Here is a 22,618-nt window from a genome sequence, read left to right as displayed (position 1 = left end):
CTCCTTAGCCAGGTGTGCCCAGCAGTTGTGCTAGATATTGTTGTGCGCAAAATGCCTGCTGCTTACCGCGTGGCTTTCGCCTGTGATACTTGCCATCGACCCCCAGTTCCCAGGCATTCACGTTATCCTTGAGATAGGGATTGAGTCCTTGGGTAATGACTTGTTTTTTCAATGTTTTGTCGAGTACGGGAAACGCAACTTCGACGCGCCGGAACAGGTTGCGATTCATCCAGTCCGCACTGGCGAGATACACATCATGCTCAAGGCCGTTGCGGAAATAATAAATCCGGCTGTGTTCCAGGAAGCGGCCGACGATGGACCGCACGCGAATGTTCTCCGAGAGTCCCGGCACGCCCGGGCGCAGTGCGCAGGCGCCGCGAATGATCAGATCGATCTTTACGCCGTCTGCCGAGGCCGCGTAGAGTGCGCGTATCACCGATTCATCCAGCAAGGCATTCATTTTGGCGATGATGCGTGCCGGTTTGCCCTGGCGGGCGATATCCGCCTCATTTTTGATGGAACGGATGATTTCCTTCTGAAGGGCAAACGGGGCCAGCCACAGGTATTGCAGATGTTTCGGCTTCGTCAGGCTGGTCAGGTGAATGAAGATTTCATTCACTTCTGCTGTCAAGGCTGGATGCGCAGTCAGCAATCCGAAGTCAGTGTAATGCTTGGTGGTGGTTGGATGATAGTTGCCGGTTCCCAGATGGGCGTAACGATGCAACTCTCCACCTTCGCGTCGCAATACCAGTGCCAGCTTGGCATGGGTCTTCAGGCCAACGACGCCATACACCACTTGGGCGCCGGCGCGCTCCAGCTTTTCAGCCCAGTTGATATTGGCTTCTTCATCGAAGCGCGCCATCAACTCGACGATGACGGTGACTTCCTTGCCGCGGTGCGCAGCCGCAATCAGCGATTCCATCAGGTCGGAATTCATGCCGGTGCGATAAATTGTCTGCTTGATTGCCACCACATTCGGGTCGAGTGCAGAGCAACGAATGAATTCGACGACTGGCTGAAACGACTGAAACGGATGGTGCAGGAGAATATCGCGCTGCTTCAGCATATTGAAGGCGTCGCCATCGCCCAGAGTCGCCGGCATGCCCGGCTGAAAAGGGGGAAAGTGCAGGGCAGGTTGCTGGACGTTATTGATGAGTTCGAGCAGGCGCACCATGTTGACAGGACCGTCGACTGCGTACAGCCTGCTTTTGTCGATGGAAAACTGGTTAAGCAGGAATTCCGCCAGATGCGGCGGACAATTCCGTGCCACTTCAAGCCGAACCGCAAAGCCGAACTGGCGACTCTGTAATTCCGTGCGCAGCGCCTGCCGCAGATTCTTCACCTCTTCCTCGTCAACCCACAAGTCACTGTTACGCGTGACACGAAATTGCGAATAGGCAACGACGTTCCGCCCGGTGAACAGATCCGTGATATGAGCGTGGATGATGGACGACAGCAGGCAAAAGGCCACGCCTTTTGAGGATAGATGATCGGGCAAGCGAATCACCCGCGGCAGCACACGTGGTGCCTTGAGGATGGCGATCGCCGTACCGCGTCCGAAGGCATCCTTGCCGGAAAGCTCGACAATAAAGTTAAGGCTCTTGTTCACGACCTGGGGGAAGGGATGGGCAGGGTCCAGTCCGATGGGGGTCAGTAAAGGGCGAACCTCACGTTCGAAGTAATCCTTTACCCAGGCACGTTGCGCCTCGTTGCGGTCCTGGTGGCGCAGCAGGTGAACACCATTCTCCGAGAGTTGAGGAAGGATTTCTTTGTTCAGCAACGCATACTGGCGCTCGATGATCGCATGGCACTCCTCGCCGGTGCGTTCAAGTGTCGCGGCCAATTGTGGCGGTAGCACTTGCGCCCCCTCCATCCGGTTGTGCGCAAGCAGGCTGGCAATCCTGACTTCAAAAAACTCATCCAGATTACTGCTGACAATACATAAGTAGCGCAGGCGTTCCAGCAAGGGAATGCTGCGGTCTTCGGCTTGCGCCAGTACGCGCCGATTAAACGCAAGTTGCGATAGCTCCCGATTCAGATAAATGCCGGTCGGTTCTTTGATGGCGAGTTGCTTCGGCGAATCATCAAGACGCAGGGTTTTCTTATTCATGCCGGTAAACCATTCTTCGGGTCATTTTTCCGGAGTGTAGAGGGCGAATATGACAAGTTCATGACAGGGATTTTGATCATAAGGCAATTTATGACATGTCTTTTCTCCGGTGTCATAAACCTGTCACAATTGTTGGCTACAGTTCGCCCTGTCTTCTTTTGACAAACCTCATGGAGCAGCTATGCGACTGAACAAATTCCTGACATCGGCAGCTATCGCAGCCGGTAGCGCCATCCTGTTTTCCTCTGCGATCGCAGCCGACATCACCGGTGCGGGCGCAACGTTCCCTTACCCGATCTATGCGAAATGGGCAGAAGAATATAAAAAGGCCAGCGGCAACGGCCTGAACTACCAGTCCATCGGTTCCGGCGGTGGCATCAAGCAGATCAAGGCCAAGACTGTGGACTTTGGCGCTTCCGACATGCCGCTGAAGGCAGAAGATCTCGAGGCAGCTGGGCTGATGCAATTTCCGGCCATCATGGGCGGCGTCGTGCCAATCGTTAATCTGGATGGCGTAACGCCAGGCCAATTGAAGTTGACAGGCCAGGTAGTCGCTGATATCTATCTCGGCAAGATCACCAAGTGGAATGCCCCGGAAATCGCCGCGCTGAATCCTGGCGTCAAGCTGCCGACGGATGACATTACCGTGGTACATCGCGCTGACGGCTCCGGTACGTCCTTCCTGTTCACCGACTACCTGTCCAAGGTTAACGCCGACTTCAAGGCCAAGGTCGGTGCGGGCACCGCGGTCAAGTGGCCGACTGGTGTGGGCGGCAAGGGTAATGAGGGTGTCGCAGCCAACGTACAGCGTATCAAGAATTCCATCGGCTATGTTGAGTATGCCTACGCCAAGAAAAACAAAATGTCGCACACCCAGCTGAAAAACCGCGATGGTCAGTTCGTTCAGCCTGACGATGAAACCTTCAAGGCTGCTGCTGCAGGTGCTGACTGGGCCAAGACTCCTGGTTTTGCTGTCATCCTGACCGACCAGGCAGGCAAGACAAGCTGGCCGATCACGGGCGCGTCCTTCATCCTGATGCACAAGAACCAGGTGGACACCGCCAAAGGCAAGGAAGTCGTCAAGTTCTTTGACTGGGCCTACAAGAACGGCGGCGCAATGGCAGCGGAGCTGGATTACGTCGCGATGCCGTCCGCCGTGGTCAAGCTGGTGGAAGACGGCTGGAAGGCACAGCTGAAAGACGCTTCCGGCAAGGCACTCTGGTAATTGCGCTGCTAATCGCTAGCAGTTTGCCCCTGTCCAGCACGTTCAACGACTGCGCCGGATGCCCAAAAAAAGGAAATCTGGTGCAGTCACCATTGCCCGCAAGGGCATTCGCCCTATGAACGCAAATTACTCTACGATCGAGACCCCTCTTTCCAACGAATCGCAGCACGCCCGCGAAAGGGAAGCCGCCGATAAAGCGATGGGTTCGATCATGCGCAAGCAGCGGATCCAGGATTTCCTGTTCCACAAGCTGACGCTGACCTTTGCGCTGAGCGTGCTGGTTGTGCTGCTCGGTATTATTGTTTCGCTCATCATTGGTGCCTGGCCCGCATTCAAGGAATTCGGACCGGCCTTTATCACGACGGTCGAGTGGGATCCGGTCAACGACCAGTATGGCGCACTGATCGCCATCGTCGGCACCCTCGCCACTTCACTGATTGCCCTGCTGATCGCGTTTCCAATCAGCTTCGGCATTGCCCTGTTTCTGACGGAAATCTGCCCGGCACGCCTGCGCCGTCCATTGGGTACGGCCGTGGAATTGCTGGCCGGCGTGCCAAGCATTATCTATGGCATGTGGGGCTTGTTCGTGTTCGCGCCCCTGTTCGGCGATTATGTGCAACCCTTGCTCGGCAACACGCTGGGTCAGCTACCCGTCATCGGTCAGCTGTTCAAAGGGCCGACGATGGGCATCGGCATCCTGGCCGCCGGCCTGATCCTTGCCGTGATGATCATTCCCTTCATCGCCTCGGTGATGCGCGATGTATTTGAAATTGTTCCCGCAGTGCTGAAGGAGTCGGCGTACGGACTTGGCTGCACACGTTGGGAAGTGGTGCGCAAGGTGGTGCTGCCATACACCAAAACCGGTGTCGTCGGTGGTGTGATGCTCGGGCTTGGCCGCGCGCTTGGTGAAACCATGGCCGTCACCTTTGTGATCGGCAATGCGCATAAGCTGTCGTGGTCACTGTTCGCTGCGGGTAACAGCATTGCGTCGACGCTGGCCAATGAGTTTGCCGAAGCGGAATCGACGCTGCATGTGTCGTCGTTGTTCGCCCTGGGCCTTATTCTGTTTGTCATCACGTTTATTGTCCTGTCCGCCGCCAAGCTGATGCTGATGGGCATGGCGCGCAAGGAAGGAGCCAAATCATGAATCCAGTCTATCGCCGCCGCCTGCTGGCGCACCGCATCGGTATCGCGCTCTCGATTACCGCCATGGCCGTAGGCTTGCTGTTCCTTGCATGGATACTTTTCACGCTGCTCATCAAGGGTTTTGGCGCGCTCAGCATAACGATGTTCACGCAGACCACGCCCGCACCGGGCAGTGATGGCGGTGGACTGATCAATGCCATCGTCGGCAGTGTGCTGATGGTCGGTGCGGCGACGCTGGTAAGCACGCCGATCGGCATACTTGCAGGTATTTACCTGGCTGAATACGGCGAGGAAAGCTGGCTGGCGCAGATCACCCGTTTTGTCACCGACATCATGTTGTCCGCGCCGTCGATCGTCATCGGTCTCTTCGTTTATGCGATTTACGTAGCGAATGTGAAGCATTTCTCCGGCTGGGCCGGCAGTTTCGCGATCTCGCTGATTGCGGTCCCGGTGATAGTGCGTACCACGGATAACATGCTTAAGCTGGTACCCAGCAGCTTGCGTGAGGCGGCGTTTTCGCTTGGCGCGCCGCGCTGGAAAGTTGCACTTATGGTGCGCCTGCGTGCGGTCAAAGCCGGTGTGGTGACCGGCGTGCTGCTCGCGATTGCGCGTATTTCCGGTGAAACCGCTCCGTTGTTGTTTACTGCACTGAACAACCAGTTCTTCAGTGCCAACATGAATGCGCCGATGGCCAACCTGCCTGTCGTGATCTATCAGTTCGCGATGAGCCCGTACGACAACTGGCGCGAACTGGCATGGGGCGGCGCCTTGTTGATTACTTTCAGCGTGCTGGGATTGAACATCCTGTCGCGTACTCTGTTCAGCCAAAAGATCCCTAACTGACATGATGAATTCAAACACTGCAGGCCTTGCGAAGACGATGGAAATCTCCGGCCTGAATTTTTACTACGGCAGTTTTCAGGGCTTGAAAAACATCAACCTGAATATCTACGAAAAGAAAGTGACGGCCTTCATCGGCCCGTCTGGTTGCGGCAAGTCCACGCTGCTGCGTACACTCAATCGCATGTATGACCTGTATCCCGGTCAACGCGCGGAAGGCAAGATCATGTACAACGGACGCAATGTTCTCGATCCCGGACAAGACGTCAACATGCTGCGCGCCAAGGTCGGCATGGTGTTCCAGAAACCGACTCCGTTCCCGATGTCCGTGTACGAAAACATCGCCTTCGGTGTGCGTCTGTATGAAAACCTGTCCAAGGGTGAGATGGACGAGCGCGTCGAATGGGCGCTGAAGAAGGCTGCACTGTGGGGCGAGGTCAAGGATAAACTCAACAAGAGCGGCCTCAGCCTGTCCGGCGGACAGCAGCAGCGCCTGTGCATTGCGCGCGGCGTGGCAGTCAAGCCGGATGTGCTCCTGCTCGACGAGCCGACTTCGGCGCTTGATCCGATTTCTACAGTGAAAATTGAAGAACTGATCAACGAGCTGAAGCAGGATTACACCATTACTATCGTGACGCACAACATGCAGCAGGCCGCGCGCTGCTCGGATTACACGGCTTACATGTACCTGGGCGAATTGGTCGAATTCGGCGACACTGACCAGATCTTCATGAATCCGGCAAAGAAAGAAACGCAAGACTACATTACTGGTCGTTTTGGCTGATGCGGCCGCCACAGCCAACCCTGTTTTAGCATTGATGAACCCAAAGGAGAACCTGATGCCAGGCGATCACTCTTCAAAACAATACGACATGGACCTCGAAGCGATCCGCTCCAAAGTCCTATTGATGGGCGGCCTGGTGGAAAGCCAGTACACCGACGCCATCGCCTGTTTTCGCAGCGGCAACATCGCCCAGGCCGAGCAGGTGATCAAGGCGGACGAAAACGTCAACAAGCTGGAAGTGTCGCTCGACGATACCTGTAGCCATCTGATCGTAAAGCGCCAGCCGGCAGCAAACGATTTGCGCACAGTGATGGCGACGCTGAAGGTCATTACTGATCTGGAAAGAATCGGTGATGAGGCGACCAAAATTGCACGCACTGCAAAGAATCTGCATGAGCGCGGCACCGTTGGTGTGCTGAATCATTACGAATCGGTACGGGTGCTTGCTTCCAGCGCGGCAGATCTGCTGCATGATGCTCTCGATGCTTTCGCCCGCCTTGACGACAAGCAGGCGGCGCGCATCATTTCCCAGGACGAAGCCATCGACCATGAATTCCGTGCCATCACGCGTACAATGATCACGTTCATGATGGAAGATCCGCGCACGATTTCCGCTGCCCTGGATACGTTGTGGGTCGCCAAGGCGATCGAGCGGATTGGCGATCATGCAAAAAATATTGCCGAATATGTTATCTACGTGGTTGAGGGCAAGGACATCCGCCATACCGACTACGTGTATACCAAGCTGGATAGCGCTGTCTGAACATGGCCGTAGACAAAACCACCATACTGATTGTTGAAGACGAACCGCCAATTATTGAACTGGTGACGTTCACGCTCAAGGAAGCCGGCTGGAATGCAGCGGCGGTCCATACCTCAGCGGAAGGCTGGGAATACATGCAGCAGAAAACACCTCAGCTGGTACTCCTCGACTGGATGTTGCCCGACCAGTCGGGTCTGCGGCTATTGTCACGCATCCGTTCGGATCGCCAGTTGCAGGGCTTGCCTGTCATCATGCTGACTGCAAAAAGCATGGAAGAAGACAAGATAGCGGGACTGGACAATGGCGCGGATGATTACATCACCAAGCCGTTCTCGCCGCGCGAGCTGACCTCACGCATCAAGGCCCTCCTGCGCCGCAAGAGCCCGGAACATGCACAGAGCGCAATGACCGCCGGCCCCGTCACGCTGGATCCTGTCAGTTGTACGGTCATGCTCAATGCGCAAAAGATCGACATCGGGCATGCGGAATTCAGGCTGCTCAAGTTTTTCCTTGCGCATCCCGAGCGCGTATTTTCGCGCAGCCAGTTGCTCGACAAGGTATGGGGCGACCACGTCGCCATCGAAGAGCGCACCGTCGATGTCCATGTGCTGCGGCTACGCAAGGCATTAAAGGAAGCGGAATCGCTGATCAAGACCGTGCGTAGTGTAGGCTATATGCTGTCTGAAAAATAAATCACGCCTCACATGAATCCTCGCCTGCTTTTCTGGATCCCTGCCGTCCTGCGCCTGGCGCTGATCCTCGCCGGCGCCGGCGTTGTCTGGTATTTTTTTGGGCTGGTCATGGGATTGGCCGCGGGCATGCTTGGTTTATGCGCGTTGCTGGTGGTGCAGCTGCATTACCTGTTCCAGTTGTCCACTTGGCTTGACCACCCAAGCAGCTCGCGGCTGCCGGACGGGTGGGGTGCATGGACGGATGTTTTTTCCCGTTTGTACAGGCTGCGGCGCGACGACGAGCGCAATCAGGCCGAACTGGCTGAATGGCTGGCGCGCTTCCGTCAAGCCATGAGCCTGTTACCGGATGGCGTTGCCATCATGGACGATGTGCTGTTCCTCGAATGGTGCAATACGGCTGCGGAAAAGCATCTTGGCCTGCAGCTTGAGCGTGACAAAGGGATGCGTGTGACGAACCTGGTGCGTAGCCCCGAGTTCATCGATTACATTATCCTTGGCCGCTATGAGCAACCATTAACGCTTGCGGTACGCGACCGTAAGCTTATTGTTCAAATCATCCCATTTGAAAACCGGCGCCAGATCCTGGTCACCCATGACGCGACCGAGTCCGAGCGCATTGAAATGATGCGACGTGATTTCGTTGCCAATGCGTCGCATGAATTGCGTACGCCGCTTACCGTCATCAATGGCTTTCTCGAAATCGCGTGCAGCCAGCCTAACCTTGAAATGCAAACCCGCCTGTCTCACCTGAAGCTGATGGCCGAGCAGGGCCAGCGCATGCAAAACCTGGTCGAAGACATGCTGACACTGACGCGGCTCGAATCGGTTGATTATCCATTGCGGCCGGAACGGGTAAACATCCACGTCCTGCTCGAGCAGATCCTGCAGGATACCCAGGCGTTGTCCGGCGGGCGTCACGAGATTTCCCTCGATATCGACGGTCCGGACATCAAAGGCGGCACGGAGGAACTGCGCAGCGCCTTCGGCAATCTTGCCACCAATGCGGTCCGATATACTCCTGAGAACGGCACCATACGTCTGTCCTGGAAGATGAAAGAAAGCGGTCCGCAGTTCGCGGTTCAGGACAATGGTATCGGCATCAAGCCTGAACATATCGCTCGCCTGACCGAGCGCTTCTATCGCGTCGACAAGAGCCGCTCACGTGAGACCCAGGGAACTGGACTTGGCCTGGCCATTGTCAAGCATGTGTTGCTTCGACACGATGCATCACTCGTGATTGATTCGGTGCCGGAAAAGGGCAGCACGTTCATCGTCAAGTTTCCACTCAAGGCAGTTTGCGAAGCGCCGGCTGAAAAACTGATCGGGGCCTGACCGCAGTGCGCGGCAAGTCCCCGATGGTTGTTTTGGTGGCCGCCAGTCGGCGGATTCAGTCAGTTATTGACTAAAGAACTCCAAACGCCGAATCTGAATCCGCTCACGACCAATCAGCTTTCAGATCTTCTTACTTCTTACTTATACCCGACACGATCCAGGATCTTCTGCGCGGCAATCTGGTTTTTGCCAATGGTGGCAATCGAAACGTTCTCCGCCTTGAACTTGCCCATGGCATCCAGTGTCGGGTTAGCCGCGACCGCGGTCTTCACGACCGGCCACTCGTTATTTCCATTGGCGAAATAAGCTTGCGCTTCGTCACTCGCCAGGTATTCGAGGAACTTGACCGCCGCATCGCGATGCGGAGCATTCTTTGCCACGCCGCCGCCGGAAATGTTCAGATGAGTGCCCGAGGTGTTCTGGTTCGGCCAGAGAAAGGCAACCTTGCTCATCAATTCCTTGTCTTCCGGTTTGGTCGAACGCAGCAGACGCGCATAGTAATAGCTATTGGCTACCGCCACGCCACATTCGCCCGTGCCAACGCCCTTGATCTGGTCGGTGTCGCCGCCCCGCGGAGGGCGCGCGAAGTTGGCCACCATGCCTTGTGCCCATTTTTCAGTTGCAGCTTCACCGTTACGTTCAATCATCGAGCCAATCATCGACAGCATGTACGGATGCGAACCGGAACGGGTGCAGACCTTGCCCTTGTTCTTGGGATCGGCAAGTGATTCATAGGTGGAGACATCCTCCGGCTTCACGTTCGCCTTGTTGTAGACGATGATGCGGGCACGAGTCGAAAAGCCGTACCACTCTGAACCGTCGCCATCGTTCTTGCCACGCAGGTTGCCGGGAATACGCGCGTCCAGCACCTTGGACTTGACCGGTTGGAACAGTCCTTCGATCTGTGCGCGCCAGAGACGCGCCGCATCAACCATCAGGATAACGTCCGCCGGGCTATTCTTTCCCTCGTTGCGCAAACGCTCAAGCAGAGGGCTGTCTTCGGCTTCGATGCGATTGATCTTGATGCCAGTCTGCTTGGTGAAGTTTGAATACAGCTGTTCGTCGGTCTGGTAATGGCGGGACGAATACAGGTTCAGCACTTTTTCCTGCGCCTGGGCGGAGAAGGCTGCAGCAATGGCGATTGCCGCGATAACGAGCTTCTTTTGCATGACACCTTTCATCATGGGTCCTTGTTTAAATGGATATTCAGTATGTCAAGTATAGCTTTTTGACGAAATAATAGGAATCATTCTCATTCCAGCTTGATGGGGGAATTTTGTCGATGGGCTACAATGCGGACGTGTTTTCTTGTTGCCGGCCCGGCCATCATGCCAATGTGACCATTTCGATGTGCCTGCGCATGCTTTCCCTTTGCTCTCCAGCCCCGACTTCTTTCCATGATCCGCATCCGCCATAGCATTCTTGTCTGCTGTTCTCTATTCCTTTCCGCCTGCACCACCACGTCACCGACGCCGCCTGTCGTCACACAGCCGAATGGGCAAGCCACCGTCGCTCAAGCCAAGGTGGCCCGGCCAGTTCGTATCGGTTTGGCCCTCGGTGGCGGCGCTGCGCGCGGCTTTGCGCATATTGGTGTCATCAAGGCTCTGGAGGCACAGGGAATTGTGCCCGATGTTGTAGCCGGTACCAGTGCCGGCAGTCTGGTAGGTGCAATGTATGCCGCAGGAAATAATGGCTTTGCCCTGCAAAAACTGGCATTGGAAATGGACGAGGCTGCCATTTCAGACTGGTCGGTGCCGCTGTTTGCAAAATCAACTGGCGTGCTCAAAGGAGAGGCCTTACAGCACTATGTAAACCGTACGTTGGGAAACGCGCCAATTGAAAAATTGAAAATTCCCTTCGGTGCCGTGGCCACGGATCTGAGCACCGGAGCGCCCATTTTATTTCGACGCGGCAATACTGGCGTTGCGGTCAGAGCATCTTCGGCAGTGCCAGGCGTTTTCCAGCCGGTCCGGGTTGGTGATCACAATTATGTTGACGGTGGCCTGGTGTCACCGGTACCTGTTCGCTTTGCACGGGAAATGGGTGCGGACTTCATCATTGCGGTCAATATTTCAGCGCAACCGGATGCACAACCGTCTTCCAGTTCCGTCGATGTGGTCCTGCAGACATTCGCCATCATGGGGCAAAGTATCAATCAATACGAGCTTAAGGAAGCGGATGTCGTGATTCAGCCAAGATTGGGAACCATGAAAGGCAATGATTTCCCGGGACGGAACATTGCGATTCTTGCTGGCGAACAGGCTGTGGCAGCGGCTTTGCCGGAACTACGTCGCAAGCTCGCGGCAAAACGGGAGCAATAGGGCCGGCCTGCTATTCGGGCTGGGCCGGCGGGGATGACTGAGGGGACTGAATAATCCGACGTGCACCGTTAAAGCGCTTTTTCCAGTAACCGATATCCATGCTTTCGACGCGAACTTCCGCACCCGCACGAGGCGCATGGATAAATTTGTTGTCGCCAAGATAAATGCCGACATGGGAAAAGCCGCGGCGCAAGGTGTTGTAAAACACCAGATCGCCTGGTTGCAAATCCGCCTTGTCAATCTTTTCGCCGACTCGACTGATCTCTTCAGATGTGCGTGGCAATTCCGTCCCCGACGCCTTGCGGAAAACATAACGTACCAGACCGCTGCAATCCAAACCGCTTTCTGGGGCATTCCCGCCGTATTTATACCGGATGCCAATCATGGACATGGCTTGCATTGCCAGTTCGGATGCGCGGTTGGTAAAACCATGAAGTTTTGCCAACGGACCTGAAGGACTGACAGAAGCTTGTGGCTCAACAGCAGGGATCTCGGTCGTCCAGGCACTTCCCGTCAAGCCGGCATAAAACAGCGACGCGCAAAATGCTGCACGCCGTATCCGGAGAGGAAAAGTACGGTTCATTGTCATTCAATCAAAGTTTAATTCCAGCAACAGGGCCAATGTAAGGGAATCCGTGTATTGCTGTCAAAAAATCTTTACCGCAGGTATGCTTAACGCTATTCCTACCGACAGATTCTTCAGATGAACGGCACCTGAATGGCACCTCCTAGCGCAATCGATATTTCTGTCAAACCCCGTGTCCTGATTGCGGACGATTCACGAATTGTCCGAGCCACGCTGATCAAACACATTGAAGGCATGTTCGATTTCCGTGAAGCGCTCAACGGCGAGGAGGCATGGGAGACCCTGCTTATCGATCCGAATATCAAGGTCGTGATTACAGATCTTACTATGCCCAAGCTTGACGGGTATGGCTTACTGCAGCGCATCCGCAGTTCCAAAATCAGTCGCATCCGGGAAATCCCCGTGGTGGTTGTGTCGGGCAGCGATGAAGGGGCGGAACGGGAAAGGGCGAAAGCCGCAGGAGCAACCGATTTGATTACCAAGGGGATCGGCACGGCTCAATTGCTATCGCGGCTGGACATCCTTTCGAAGCTGGTCGCAACCCAACGTGAGTTCGAGCGCAGCCTGGAAGTTCTGGTGCGGAAAATCGAGCCGGTTGCAGCATTACAGTTGCCAACAATCGATGCATTTCGTGCCAAGGCGACTTCACTGTTGGAAACCGCGGCGAATGCCCGGAAAAATTTCGTGCTGCTCAATGTTTGTATTGGCCTCAAGCACGTAGGTCTTGAGGGCGCTGCCATGTCGCCGCCTGCCAGTGTATCGCGGGCGATAGGTCAGCTTTTGCAAAGCACGGTCAGGGAAACGGATCATGTTGCGCAATTGGGCGAAGCCGAGTTCACCGTGGCGACAGGGAGCATCAATTTTGATTCCGCACGTTTTTTTGCTCAACGTGTGTGCAGGGCGATTGCCGGTGCCCATCTTGTCAGCGATGAGAGCATGTCTTTCATCGCCAGTTGCGGAGTCGTCTCTCTTTCCGATCCCGGCATCGATCCAAATATGGTCACGTTCGATGAGTTGCTTGATCGCGCACGCAATCGCGCACTGCTGGGTATTGGCGGTAGCGTGACCGGTGTTGTCGGGCCGGAAGAGGAGGCGGCAGTATTATGCGGCCAACAGATTGCATCCTTGCCAATGGGGAAAGAGGGTGAGAGTCAGCTGGCGTCTCCGGACCTTGCCACGTTATTGCAATGGATACGTGAGGGACGCCAGAATGAAGTACTGCCGCACCTTGGCAGATTGTCAGCGGATTTGCAGCCACTGGTAGACCTTGTGCTGAAGCGCGGTAAGTAGGGGGCTTTGATCACGGTTTAGACGGCGGGGTAGGCGCCGGGGAATCAGCTGTCGTACAATCCTGCCTTCTTTAGAAGGAGCCTTAATGCAATCCAAACCTTTTCTCACACTCGACGACATCAAAAAAATTGCCGCAGCCGCAGAAGCGGAAGCAAAGGCAAACAACTGGGCAGTCACCATTTCCATCGTTGACGATGGCGGTCATTTGCTGTGGCTGCAGCGTTTGGATGGCGCAGCACCGATTTCCGCGCATATCGCTCCGGCAAAAGCCAGGACAGCAGCATTAGGCCGCCGTGAAAGCAAAATGTATGAAGATATGATCAACAACGGCCGCTATTCCTTTATGACCGCCCCGGTTCTCGAAGGTATGCTTGAAGGCGGCGTGCCAGTCGTAGTCCAAGGTCACTGCGTCGGTGCCGTCGGCATTTCCGGTGTAAAGTCGACTGAAGATGCGCAGATTGCAAAAGCAGGCATCGCCGCTCTCGGCGACTGATCGCTCCAGATCATTGAAACAGCGACAAGGAAGCAAAATTCTTGCTTCCTTGTTAAGTGCGGAGAGTACAAAAAATATTGAAAGAATGATTAGGGAATCCGTCCAGGAACCCTGATTTTAAACGCGTCTTGGGTTTGCAGCGAAGGCCGATCTCAGCTATAATCTTGGGGTTTAACTAATTCAGCCCGCCGTAGCGCATACCCCTTCCATCACGTCCCAAAAAGACCCACGACATCCAGCGCAAGCCGTTTGGTTGACGGTCGTTCTGGCGCGGCGCAGCGGCGGTAATCATCTCAGGAGTTACCCTTGCTGCCATTTTTTTCTGGCCATTCAGTTCCGGCCATCCTAGCGCTCGCAGACGGGTCGATTTTCCAGGGTTTTTCTATTGGTGCTCCCGGTCATACGATCGGTGAAGTCGTGTTCAACACGGCCATGACAGGCTACCAGGAAATTCTGACCGACCCCAGCTATAGCCGCCAGATCGTCACACTGACCTATCCGCATATCGGCAATGTCGGCATCAACGAAGAAGACGTCGAAGCCAATAAGATCCACGCTGCCGGCCTGATCATCAAGGATCTGCCTCTGGTGGCATCCAATTTCCGTTCACAGCAAACCTTGTCCGACTATCTGAAGTCGGAAAACGTTGTTGGTATCGCCGGTCTCGATACACGCAAGCTGACACGTATCCTGCGTGAGAAGGGCGCTCAGAACGGCGCTATCCTCGCTGGAGAAAACGATGTGGAAAAGGCACTGGCGCTGGCCAGGTCTTTCCCTGGCCTTGCGGGCATGGATCTCGCAAAAGTCGTATCGACGACCAAGTCCTACGTCTGGAATGAAACCGAGTGGAAGCTCGGCCAAGGCTTTGGTGCGCAGCATGCACCCAAATTCCACGTCGTGGCCTTTGATTACGGTGTCAAGCGCAACATCCTGCGCATGCTGGCCGAGCGTGGCTGCAAGATCACCGTCCTGCCGGCACAAGCGACCGCCGCCGATGCCCTCGCACTGAACCCCGATGGCATTTTCCTGGCCAATGGCCCCGGCGATCCCGAGCCGTGCGATTACGCAATTGCCGCGACCAAAGAACTCATCGAGCGCGGCATCCCGACCTTTGGCATCTGCCTCGGTCACCAGATCATGGCGCTGGCCTCGGGTGCCAAAACCCTCAAGATGAAGTTCGGCCATCACGGCGCCAATCATCCGGTGCAGGATCTCGATACCAAGCAGGTGATGATCACCTCGCAAAACCACGGTTTCGCCGTCGACCAGGCGACCCTGCCGGACAACTGCCGCGTCACCCATGTGTCGCTGTTCGACGGCTCGCTGCAGGGCTTTGCCCGTACCGACCGCCCGGCCTTCTGCTTCCAGGGTCATCCTGAAGCCTCGCCCGGCCCGACCGACGTCGCCCCCTTGTTCGATCGCTTCGTGGCGATGATGGAGAAACACAAACATGCCTAAGCGTACCGATTTAAAAAGCATCCTCATTATTGGCGCCGGCCCGATCATCATCGGCCAGGCCTGCGAATTCGACTATTCCGGCGCACAGGCCTGCAAGGCATTGCGCGAAGAAGGCTACCGGGTCGTGCTGGTCAACAGCAATCCGGCCACCATCATGACCGATCCGGAAATGGCCGATGTCACCTACATCGAACCCATCACCTGGCAGGTGGTCGAGCGTATCATCGCCAAGGAAAGGCCTGACGCGATCCTGCCCACCATGGGTGGCCAGACCGCGCTCAATTGCGCACTGGACTTGCACCGAAATGGTGTGCTGACCAAATACGGCTGTGAACTGATCGGCGCCACACCGGAAGCCATCGACAAGGCCGAAGACCGCTCCAAGTTCAAGCAGGCCATGACCAAGATCGGCCTGGGTTCGGCCCGCTCCGGCGTGTCGCACACGATGGAAGAATCGTGGGCGGTGCAAAAGGAAATCGGCTTTCCCGTCATCATTCGTCCATCGTTCACCATGGGCGGTACTGGCGGCGGCATTGCCTATAATCCGGAAGAGTTCGAGACCATTTGCAAGCGCGGCCTGGAAGCCTCGCCTACGTCTGAGCTGCTGATCGAAGAATCGCTGATCGGTTGGAAAGAGTACGAGATGGAAGTCGTTCGCGACAAGAAGGACAACTGCATCATCGTCTGCTCGATCGAAAACCTCGACCCGATGGGCGTGCACACCGGCGACTCCATTACCGTTGCCCCCGCACAGACGCTCACCGACAAGGAATACCAGATCATGCGCAACGCCTCATTGGCGGTGCTGCGCGAGATCGGTGTCGACACCGGCGGCTCCAACGTGCAGTTTGCAGTCAACCCGGCCGATGGCCGCATGATCGTCATCGAGATGAACCCGCGCGTGTCGCGCTCTTCCGCACTGGCCTCGAAGGCCACCGGTTTCCCGATTGCCAAGGTCGCCGCCAAGCTGGCGGTCGGCTTCACGCTCGACGAATTGCGCAATGAAATCACCGGTGGCGCCACCCCGGCGTCGTTTGAGCCGAGCATCGACTATGTGGTGACCAAGGTGCCGCGCTTTGCGTTCGAAAAATTCCCGACCGCCGACAGCCACCTGACCACGCAAATGAAATCGGTCGGTGAAGTCATGGCCATTGGCCGCACGTTCCAGGAATCCTTCCAGAAAGCGTTGCGTGGCCTGGAAGTCGGGGTCGATGGCATGAATGAAAAGACCACCGATCGCGAAACCATTGAAGAGCAGCTGGGCGAGCCAGGACCGGAGCGCATCTGGTATGTGGGCGATGCATTTGCTCAAGGTTTCTCGCTGGAAGAAGTTCATCAGTTGACGCACATCGACCCATGGTTCCTGGTGCAGATCAAGGAAATCGTCGACATCGAACTGTGGCTGGAAACGCAGTCGCTCGAATCGCTGGATAAAGACACGCTGTTCAAGCTGAAGCAAAAGGGCTTTGCCGACCGGCGCCTCGCCAAGCTGATGAAGACCACCGACAAGGCAGTACGCGAAAAGCGCCGTTCGCTCAACGTGCGTCCGGTCTACAAGCGCGTCGATACCTGCGCGGCCGAGTTTGCCACGCGTACCGCTTACATGTATTCGACCTACGAGGAAGAGTGCGAATCGCAGCCGACCGACAAGAAAAAGATCATGGTGCTGGGTGGCGGTCCGAACCGCATCGGCCAAGGTATCGAATTCGACTATTGCTGTGTGCATGCAGCGCTGGCGATGCGCGAAGATGGCTATGAAACCATCATGGTCAACTGCAATCCGGAAACCGTATCGACCGATTACGACACCTCCGACCGCCTGTATTTCGAGCCATTGACCCTAGAAGACGTGCTTGAAATCGTCGACAAGGAAAAGCCCTACGGCGTGATCGTGCAGTACGGCGGCCAGACACCCCTCAAGCTGGCACTGGACCTCGAAGCCAACGGGGTGCCGATTGTCGGCACCTCGCCGGACATGATTGATGCAGCCGAAGACCGCGAGCGCTTCCAGAAGCTGCTGCAGGACCTGGGGCTGCGCCAGCCGCCCAACCGTACCGCGCGTACCGAAGAAGACGCGTTGCGCCTGGCACAGGAAATCGGTTATCCGCTGGTGGTGCGTCCGTCCTACGTGCTGGGTGGCCGGGCGATGGAAATCGTGCACGAGCAGCGTGACCTCGAACGCTACATGCGTGAAGCGGTCAAGGTGTCCAACGATTCGCCGGTATTGCTCGACCGCTTCCTCAACGATGCGATCGAAGTCGACGTCGACTGCCTGTCCGATGGCCAGCGCACCTTCATTGGCGGCGTGATGGAACACATTGAGCAGGCCGGCGTGCACTCGGGCGATTCGGCCTGTTCGCTGCCCCCGTACTCGCTGTCCAAGGAGACCATTGACGAGCTCAAGCGCCAGACCTCCCTGATGGCCAAGGGCCTGAACGTGGTAGGCCTGATGAATGTGCAGTTTGCCATCCAGCAGCATGAGGTCGATGGCAAGCTGCAGGATGTCGTGTACGTGCTGGAAGTCAATCCGCGTGCATCGCGTACCGTGCCGTATGTATCCAAGGCTACCGGCCTGCAGTTGGCCAAGATCGCCGCGCGTTGCATGGTAGGACAATCACTCGACAGCCAGGGCATCAAGAATGAAGTGGTGCCGTCGTATTACTCCGTCAAGGAAGCGGTATTTCCGTTCAACAAGTTCCCGGGCGTCGACACGATCCTGGGACCGGAGATGAAGTCGACCGGTGAAGTCATGGGTGTGGGCAAGACGTTTGGCGAAGCGTTCGTCAAGTCGCAGCTGGGAGCCGGAGTAAAGCTGCCGACCTCGGGCAAGGTGTTTCTGAGCGTCAAGAACAGCGACAAGCCGCGTGCCGTACAGGTGGCGCGTGACTTGGTGGAACTTGGCTTTACGCTGGTGGCGACCAAGGGTACGGCGTCGGCCATCAGTGCGGCAGGAATTCCAGTGGCCGCGGTGAACAAGGTAGTCGAGGGTAGGCCGCACGTGGTGGACATGATCAAGAACAACGAGATCGTGTTGGTGATCAATACGGTGGAAGAAAAGCGTACCGCGATTGCGGACTCGCGCGCGATTCGTACCTCGGCCTTGCTGGCCCGTGCCACGACCTACACGACCATCGCCGGGGCTGAAGCCGCCGTCGAGGGTTTGCGCCATCTCGACGAGCTGCACGTCTACGATTTACAAGGCCTGCATAAGTCTTTACACTAGACCTACAGTCTTACTCCAGCCACAGAGGTCACAGACGGTACCGGGTTCCACCCGGCACTATTTGTGACCTCTGTGGTTTTCATTTCGTCAAAAAGAAAATTCATGAGCACAGTTCCTATTACCAAGCGCGGTGCAGAACTTCTGAAGGAAGAATTGCATCGCCTGAAAACCAAAGATCGTCCTGCAGTCATCAATGCAATTTCCGAGGCGCGTGCGCAAGGCGACCTTTCTGAAAATGCAGAATACGATGCAGCGAAAGAGCGTCAAAGCTTTATCGAAGGCCGTATTGCAGAACTCGAAGGTAAGCTGAGCGCGGCACAAATCATAGATCCTACCTTGCTGGATGCGGAAGGTCGTATTGTATTTGCGTCCACGGTCGACCTGGAGGATATGGAGTCCGGCCAGAAGGTGACTTACCAGATCGTCGGCGAAGATGAAGCAGACCTGAAGGAACTCAAGGTCTCAATCACTTCCCCAATCGCGCGCGCGCTGATTGGCAAATACGCTGGCGATGTCGTCGAAGTGAATGCGCCATCCGGCATTCGCGAATACGAAGTCCTCGAAGTACGCTACATCTGATCGCGGCAAAACTTGAACGCCACGCTTGCACTTACACGCGCACGTCTGCTAGTCGTCACCGTATGGGCCGGTAGCCTGTGGACGATCGGTTATGTAGTTGCTCCCACGCTGTTCGCGACGCTCGACGACAGAGTTTTGGCGGGGACGATTGTCGGCAGACTGTTTCGTGTGGAAGCCTGGCTTTCAGTTGCCTGCGCGATCATCCTCTTGATATTGGTGCGCGCGTTTTCGTCGGATTTCGGGGAAAATCAGCGACGCACCTGCACTTGGCTGCTACTTGCCATGCTGGCTTGTACGCTGTTAGGGTATTTCGGATTGCAGCCATTCATGGCAGCACTGCGCGAAGCGTCCGGTCCCGCAGGTGTAATGGATTCGGAGATGAAAATGAAGTTTGGCCTGCTACATGGCGTATCCAGCGCGATTTATCTCGTGCAGAGCCTGCTGGGCGTGGCGCTGGTTATTAAGGCGCGTTGATCATGCTGCCCCGGCAGGGCAGAAGTCCCGAACGGTAGTGCGATACGGGACACGGCGCAATCGGTAAGACTGGAAGGGTTTAGCCTCGGCCAAGCGCCGACTTTTTGGAACTTGTCTGACGCGGTTTGGCACGCTTGATGTTGCCGCCGGCGGTGACGCGTTCATTGCCTTTCAGAATCACTTTCGTTACGGTGGGTCGCTTGGTACCGCTCGGGCTAGGTTTGACGATGGTGACCTCGCGCAAACCTTTTCCGCTTTTGCCACTGCGTTCCTTGGCGGCTTCTTTTTTAGGGCGATAGAGCACGAGTAGTTTGCCGATATGCTGGATTGGTGCGGCATCCAGTTGTTCGCATATGGTTTCATACATTCCGACGCGGGCTTCCCGGTCGTCGCCGAAGACCCGAACCTTGATGAGGCCATGCGCATTCAGGCTGGCATCGATTTCCTTGAGCACAGATGGTGTCAATCCGGCTTCGCCGATGATGACCACCGGACTTAGTGCATGGGCGTCCGAACGCAGGGCACTGCGCTCGGCTGGTGTCAGTTTCAACATAATTATTTATTCCTTAAAAACGGTATTCTACGCGAATGGCCAAGAACAAATTCAACAAAAACTGGTTGCACGACCACATCAACGACCCCTACGTGAAGCTCGCGCAGAAGGAGGGATATCGTGCACGGGCCGCTTACAAGCTCAAGGAAATCGACGAGGAAGAGAAACTGATTCGTCCCGGTCAGGTGATTGTTGACCTTGGCAGTACGCCTGGGAGCTGGTCGCAATATGTGCGCAACAAATTGTCGGGGAAGGAGGGGGGCGGCATCAACGGCACCATCATTGGACTTGACATGTTGCCAATGGACCCCATCGCCGACGTGCATTTTATTCAGGGCGATTTCCGTGAGGAAGAGGTGCTACGTCAGCTGGAAGAAGTGCTGGCCGGGCGCAAGGTGGATCTGGTCTTGTCGGACATGGCGCCGAACTTGTCTGGTGTGGCCATCACCGACGCGGCGCGCGTAGAACATATCATCGATCTGGCGATAGAGTTTGCGCAAGCTCATATGAAACCTTCCGGTGCCTTGCTCGTCAAATGTTTCAACGGGACAGGGTATACGCAGCTGGTGGAAAAATTCAAGCAAGAGTTCAAAACCGTCGCCCAAAAGAAGCCCAAGGCCAGCAGGGATAAATCGTCCGAAATCTTTTTGCTTGGTAAAGTGCTGAAGAATCCCGCTTAACAACCCCATGATCGCAAGTGATTGTCAAATAATTACTTGTTTGCCCTTGTTTTACCGATTCCGGTCCGCAAATGCAGCCTAGCAAGCGCTGTTCAATGCGAGTAGAATCAATTTTACAAGCTATGTAAATATAGGCATCCCTGTGCCTAAGGAGTTCTAGTGAACAACATGTTTTCCAAAGCCGCCATTTGGGTGGTGATTGCCTTGGTGCTGTTTACCGTCTTCAAGCAGTTTGACGGCCGCACTTTGGCGGGTGGCGCTACCCCGATACCGTATTCCGATTTTCTGGATGAGGTGAAGGCCAAGCAGATCCGCGAGGCGACCATTGAAGATCGCACTATCGTGGCAACGACCAACGATGGCAAGCGCATTAAGACTGCGGTCACCTATCTCGACCGTGGCCTGATCGGCGACCTCATCAACAACGGTGTCAAATTTGACGTCAAACAACCGGAAGAGCAGTCCTTCCTTTCGCAAGTCTTCATTTCCTGGTTCCCGATGCTCTTGCTCATCGGCGTCTGGGTCTTCTTCATGCGTCAGATGCAGGGTGGCGGCAAGGGTGGGGCGTTTTCGTTCGGTCGCTCCAAGGCGCGCATGCTGGACGAGGCAAGCAATACCGTTACATTCGCTGACGTCGCAGGTTGCGACGAGGCCAAGGAAGAAGTGCAGGAGTTGGTTGACTTCCTGCGCGATCCGACCAAGTTCCAGAAACTTGGCGGACGTATCCCGCGTGGCGTCCTGATGGTCGGTCCTCCGGGTACCGGTAAAACCCTGCTGGCGCGTGCCATCGCTGGCGAAGCCAAAGTGCCATTCTTCACGATTTCCGGTTCGGACTTTGTCGAAATGTTCGTCGGTGTCGGCGCCTCGCGTGTGCGTGACATGTTCGAGAACGCCAAGAAACATTCCCCCTGCATTATCTTCATCGACGAGATCGACGCTGTCGGTCGTCATCGTGGTGCAGGCATGGGTGGTGGTAACGATGAACGTGAACAGACTCTCAACCAGTTGCTGGTCGAGATGGACGGCTTTGAGGCCAACTCCGGTGTCATCGTGATTGCCGCCACCAACCGCGCCGACGTACTCGATAAGGCGCTGCTGCGTCCGGGCCGTTTCGACCGACAGGTGATGGTCGGTTTGCCCGATATCCGCGGCCGCGAACAGATCCTCTACGTCCATATGCGTAAGGTACCTATCGCGCCGGACGTCAAGGCTGACATCCTCGCACGTGGTACCCCGGGATTCTCCGGCGCCGACCTGGCCAATCTGGTCAACGAAGCCGCATTGTTTGCTGCCCGTCGTAACAAGCGCCTGGTGGAAATGCAGGATTTCGAGGATGCCAAAGACAAGATCGTCATGGGGCCGGAGCGCAAATCCGCCGTTATGCGTGAGGAAGAGCGCCGCAATACTGCGTACCATGAGTCCGGACACGCAGTGGTTGCCAAGCTGTTGCCCAAGGCCGATCCGGTGCACAAGGTCACCATCATGCCGCGTGGCTATGCATTGGGCTTGACCTGGCAGTTGCCGGAACATGATCGGGTCAACATGTACAAGGACAAGATGCTGGAAGAGATTGCCATCCTGTTCGGTGGTCGTATCGCCGAGGAAATCTTCATGCATCAAATGTCGACTGGCGCATCCAATGACTTCGAGCGCGCAACCAAGCTGGCTCGCGCAATGGTGACCCGTTACGGTATGTCGGAGACGCTGGGCACGATGGTGTATGAAGACAGCGAGCAAGATGCCTATTTCGGACGCATGAGCTCCAAGACGGTATCTGAGGCAACCCAGCAGAAAGTTGATACTGAGATTCGTGCCATTCTCGATGCACAGTACGCGCTGTCGCGCCGTTTGCTCGAAGAAAACAAGGACAAGGTTGAAACCATGGCCAAAGCCTTGCTCGACTGGGAAACACTCGACGCTGATCAGATCAACGACATCATGGAAGGTCTGGAACCACGTCCGCCGAAGGCTGGCATTCCGGTCAAGCGCTCTCCGTCGGATAGCGCTTCGGGCGGCATGTCGCCGAACGCGACTGCACCGGCTTAATGCCGGCTTCTTAAGTCAGGACC

20 protein-coding genes are annotated in these 22,618 nt (G+C 55.9%); 16 read left to right on the top strand and 4 right to left on the bottom strand.

All coding sequences use genetic code 11. From position 1 onward, the window contains the following. Positions 1 to 4: 4 nt before the first annotated feature. On the bottom strand, positions 5 to 2,110 hold the full coding sequence (gene ppk1 / locus ACFQUU_RS06530; protein ID WP_382244388.1) for a polyphosphate kinase 1: 2,106 nt from the start codon (positions 2,108 to 2,110) through the stop codon (positions 5 to 7). 181 nt (positions 2,111 to 2,291) lie between these two features. On the opposite strand from ppk1, the gene pstS reads away from it, so the two are divergent. The 7 genes from pstS (at position 2,292) to phoR (ending at position 8,892) form a co-directional block, all read left to right on the top strand. Continuing rightward, positions 2,292 to 3,335, top strand: coding sequence for a phosphate ABC transporter substrate-binding protein PstS (pstS, locus tag ACFQUU_RS06525; RefSeq protein WP_382244385.1), 1,044 nt, complete (start codon positions 2,292 to 2,294; stop codon positions 3,333 to 3,335). Between the two features lie 199 nt (positions 3,336 to 3,534). Beyond that, positions 3,535 to 4,482 (top strand): phosphate ABC transporter permease subunit PstC, encoded by a 948-nt coding sequence (pstC, locus tag ACFQUU_RS06520; protein ID WP_382244587.1) that lies wholly within the window; start codon positions 3,535 to 3,537, stop codon positions 4,480 to 4,482. Next, the gene (gene pstA / locus ACFQUU_RS06515; RefSeq protein ID WP_382244382.1) at positions 4,479 to 5,324 is read left to right on the top strand and encodes a phosphate ABC transporter permease PstA; all 846 of its coding nucleotides are present in this window, start codon (positions 4,479 to 4,481) and stop codon (positions 5,322 to 5,324) included. Before pstC ends, pstA begins: the two co-directional genes overlap by 4 nt. A gap of 1 nt (position 5,325) precedes the next feature. Further along, positions 5,326 to 6,105, top strand: coding sequence for a phosphate ABC transporter ATP-binding protein PstB (gene pstB / locus ACFQUU_RS06510; protein WP_382244379.1), 780 nt, complete (start codon positions 5,326 to 5,328; stop codon positions 6,103 to 6,105). A gap of 55 nt (positions 6,106 to 6,160) precedes the next feature. Beyond that, complete coding sequence (gene phoU / locus ACFQUU_RS06505) at positions 6,161 to 6,868, top strand: phosphate signaling complex protein PhoU (RefSeq protein ID WP_382244376.1); 708 nt, start codon at positions 6,161 to 6,163, stop codon at positions 6,866 to 6,868. Positions 6,869 to 6,870: 2 nt separating this feature from the next. Next, positions 6,871 to 7,560 carry a response regulator gene (locus ACFQUU_RS06500; RefSeq protein ID WP_382244373.1) on the top strand — a complete coding sequence of 230 codons (690 nt, stop codon included), beginning with the start codon at positions 6,871 to 6,873 and terminating at the stop codon, positions 7,558 to 7,560. A 12-nt stretch (positions 7,561 to 7,572) separates the two neighbouring features. Then, positions 7,573 to 8,892, top strand: coding sequence for a phosphate regulon sensor histidine kinase PhoR (gene phoR, locus ACFQUU_RS06495; protein WP_382244370.1), 1,320 nt, complete (start codon positions 7,573 to 7,575; stop codon positions 8,890 to 8,892). Between the two features lie 137 nt (positions 8,893 to 9,029). Here the strand turns inward: phoR and ACFQUU_RS06490 are convergent, their stop codons facing one another. Further along, on the bottom strand, positions 9,030 to 10,061 hold the full coding sequence (locus ACFQUU_RS06490; protein WP_382244367.1) for a Fe(3+) ABC transporter substrate-binding protein: 1,032 nt from the start codon (positions 10,059 to 10,061) through the stop codon (positions 9,030 to 9,032). Between the two features lie 228 nt (positions 10,062 to 10,289). Between ACFQUU_RS06490 and ACFQUU_RS06485 the strand changes: the two genes are divergently transcribed. Next, entirely contained in the window at positions 10,290 to 11,213 is a 924-nt protein-coding gene (locus ACFQUU_RS06485) for a patatin-like phospholipase family protein (RefSeq protein ID WP_382244364.1), read from the top strand. A 10-nt stretch (positions 11,214 to 11,223) separates the two neighbouring features. Here the strand turns inward: ACFQUU_RS06485 and ACFQUU_RS06480 are convergent, their stop codons facing one another. Beyond that, positions 11,224 to 11,802, bottom strand: a complete 579-nt coding sequence (locus ACFQUU_RS06480; protein WP_382244361.1) for a C40 family peptidase — start codon at positions 11,800 to 11,802, stop codon at positions 11,224 to 11,226. Between the two features lie 129 nt (positions 11,803 to 11,931). On the opposite strand from ACFQUU_RS06480, the gene ACFQUU_RS06475 reads away from it, so the two are divergent. The 6 genes from ACFQUU_RS06475 to ACFQUU_RS06450 all read left to right on the top strand — a co-directional run bounded on the left by ACFQUU_RS06475 (position 11,932) and on the right by ACFQUU_RS06450 (position 19,316). Beyond that, positions 11,932 to 13,089: a response regulator gene (locus ACFQUU_RS06475; protein ID WP_382244358.1), complete on the top strand. Its 1,158-nt coding sequence runs from the start codon at positions 11,932 to 11,934 to the stop codon at positions 13,087 to 13,089. A gap of 85 nt (positions 13,090 to 13,174) precedes the next feature. Then, positions 13,175 to 13,582, top strand: a complete 408-nt coding sequence (locus ACFQUU_RS06470; RefSeq protein WP_382244355.1) for a heme-binding protein — start codon at positions 13,175 to 13,177, stop codon at positions 13,580 to 13,582. 306 nt (positions 13,583 to 13,888) lie between these two features. Continuing rightward, on the top strand, positions 13,889 to 15,040 hold the full coding sequence (gene carA / locus ACFQUU_RS06465; RefSeq protein ID WP_382244352.1) for a glutamine-hydrolyzing carbamoyl-phosphate synthase small subunit: 1,152 nt from the start codon (positions 13,889 to 13,891) through the stop codon (positions 15,038 to 15,040). Next, positions 15,033 to 18,263, top strand: a complete 3,231-nt coding sequence (gene carB, locus ACFQUU_RS06460; protein WP_382244348.1) for a carbamoyl-phosphate synthase large subunit — start codon at positions 15,033 to 15,035, stop codon at positions 18,261 to 18,263. Before carA ends, carB begins: the two co-directional genes overlap by 8 nt. Before the next feature lie 102 nt (positions 18,264 to 18,365). After that, the gene (gene greA / locus ACFQUU_RS06455; RefSeq protein WP_382244345.1) at positions 18,366 to 18,842 is read left to right on the top strand and encodes a transcription elongation factor GreA; all 477 of its coding nucleotides are present in this window, start codon (positions 18,366 to 18,368) and stop codon (positions 18,840 to 18,842) included. 12 nt (positions 18,843 to 18,854) lie between these two features. After that, a complete protein-coding gene (locus tag ACFQUU_RS06450) occupies positions 18,855 to 19,316 on the top strand; it encodes a DUF4149 domain-containing protein (RefSeq protein WP_382244342.1) in 462 nt (153 codons plus the stop codon). Between the two features lie 79 nt (positions 19,317 to 19,395). On the opposite strand, the gene yhbY is transcribed toward ACFQUU_RS06450, so the two are convergent. After that, positions 19,396 to 19,869 (bottom strand): ribosome assembly RNA-binding protein YhbY, encoded by a 474-nt coding sequence (gene yhbY / locus ACFQUU_RS06445; protein ID WP_382244339.1) that lies wholly within the window; start codon positions 19,867 to 19,869, stop codon positions 19,396 to 19,398. 35 nt (positions 19,870 to 19,904) lie between these two features. Here yhbY and ACFQUU_RS06440 point away from each other — a divergent pair, with 35 nt between their 5' ends. Together ACFQUU_RS06440 and ftsH are read left to right on the top strand one after the other, a co-directional pair. Next, positions 19,905 to 20,549, top strand: coding sequence for an RlmE family RNA methyltransferase (locus ACFQUU_RS06440; protein WP_382244336.1), 645 nt, complete (start codon positions 19,905 to 19,907; stop codon positions 20,547 to 20,549). A 159-nt stretch (positions 20,550 to 20,708) separates the two neighbouring features. Continuing rightward, positions 20,709 to 22,595 carry an ATP-dependent zinc metalloprotease FtsH gene (ftsH, locus tag ACFQUU_RS06435; protein WP_382244333.1) on the top strand — a complete coding sequence of 629 codons (1,887 nt, stop codon included), beginning with the start codon at positions 20,709 to 20,711 and terminating at the stop codon, positions 22,593 to 22,595. Positions 22,596 to 22,618: the final 23 nt, after the last annotated feature.

The sequence above is a fragment of the Herbaspirillum sp. GCM10030257 genome, from assembly GCF_042666555.1.
GTDB lineage: Bacteria > Pseudomonadota > Gammaproteobacteria > Burkholderiales > Burkholderiaceae_D > Noviherbaspirillum.
This window is presented reverse-complemented; position numbering and strand designations above follow the sequence as displayed.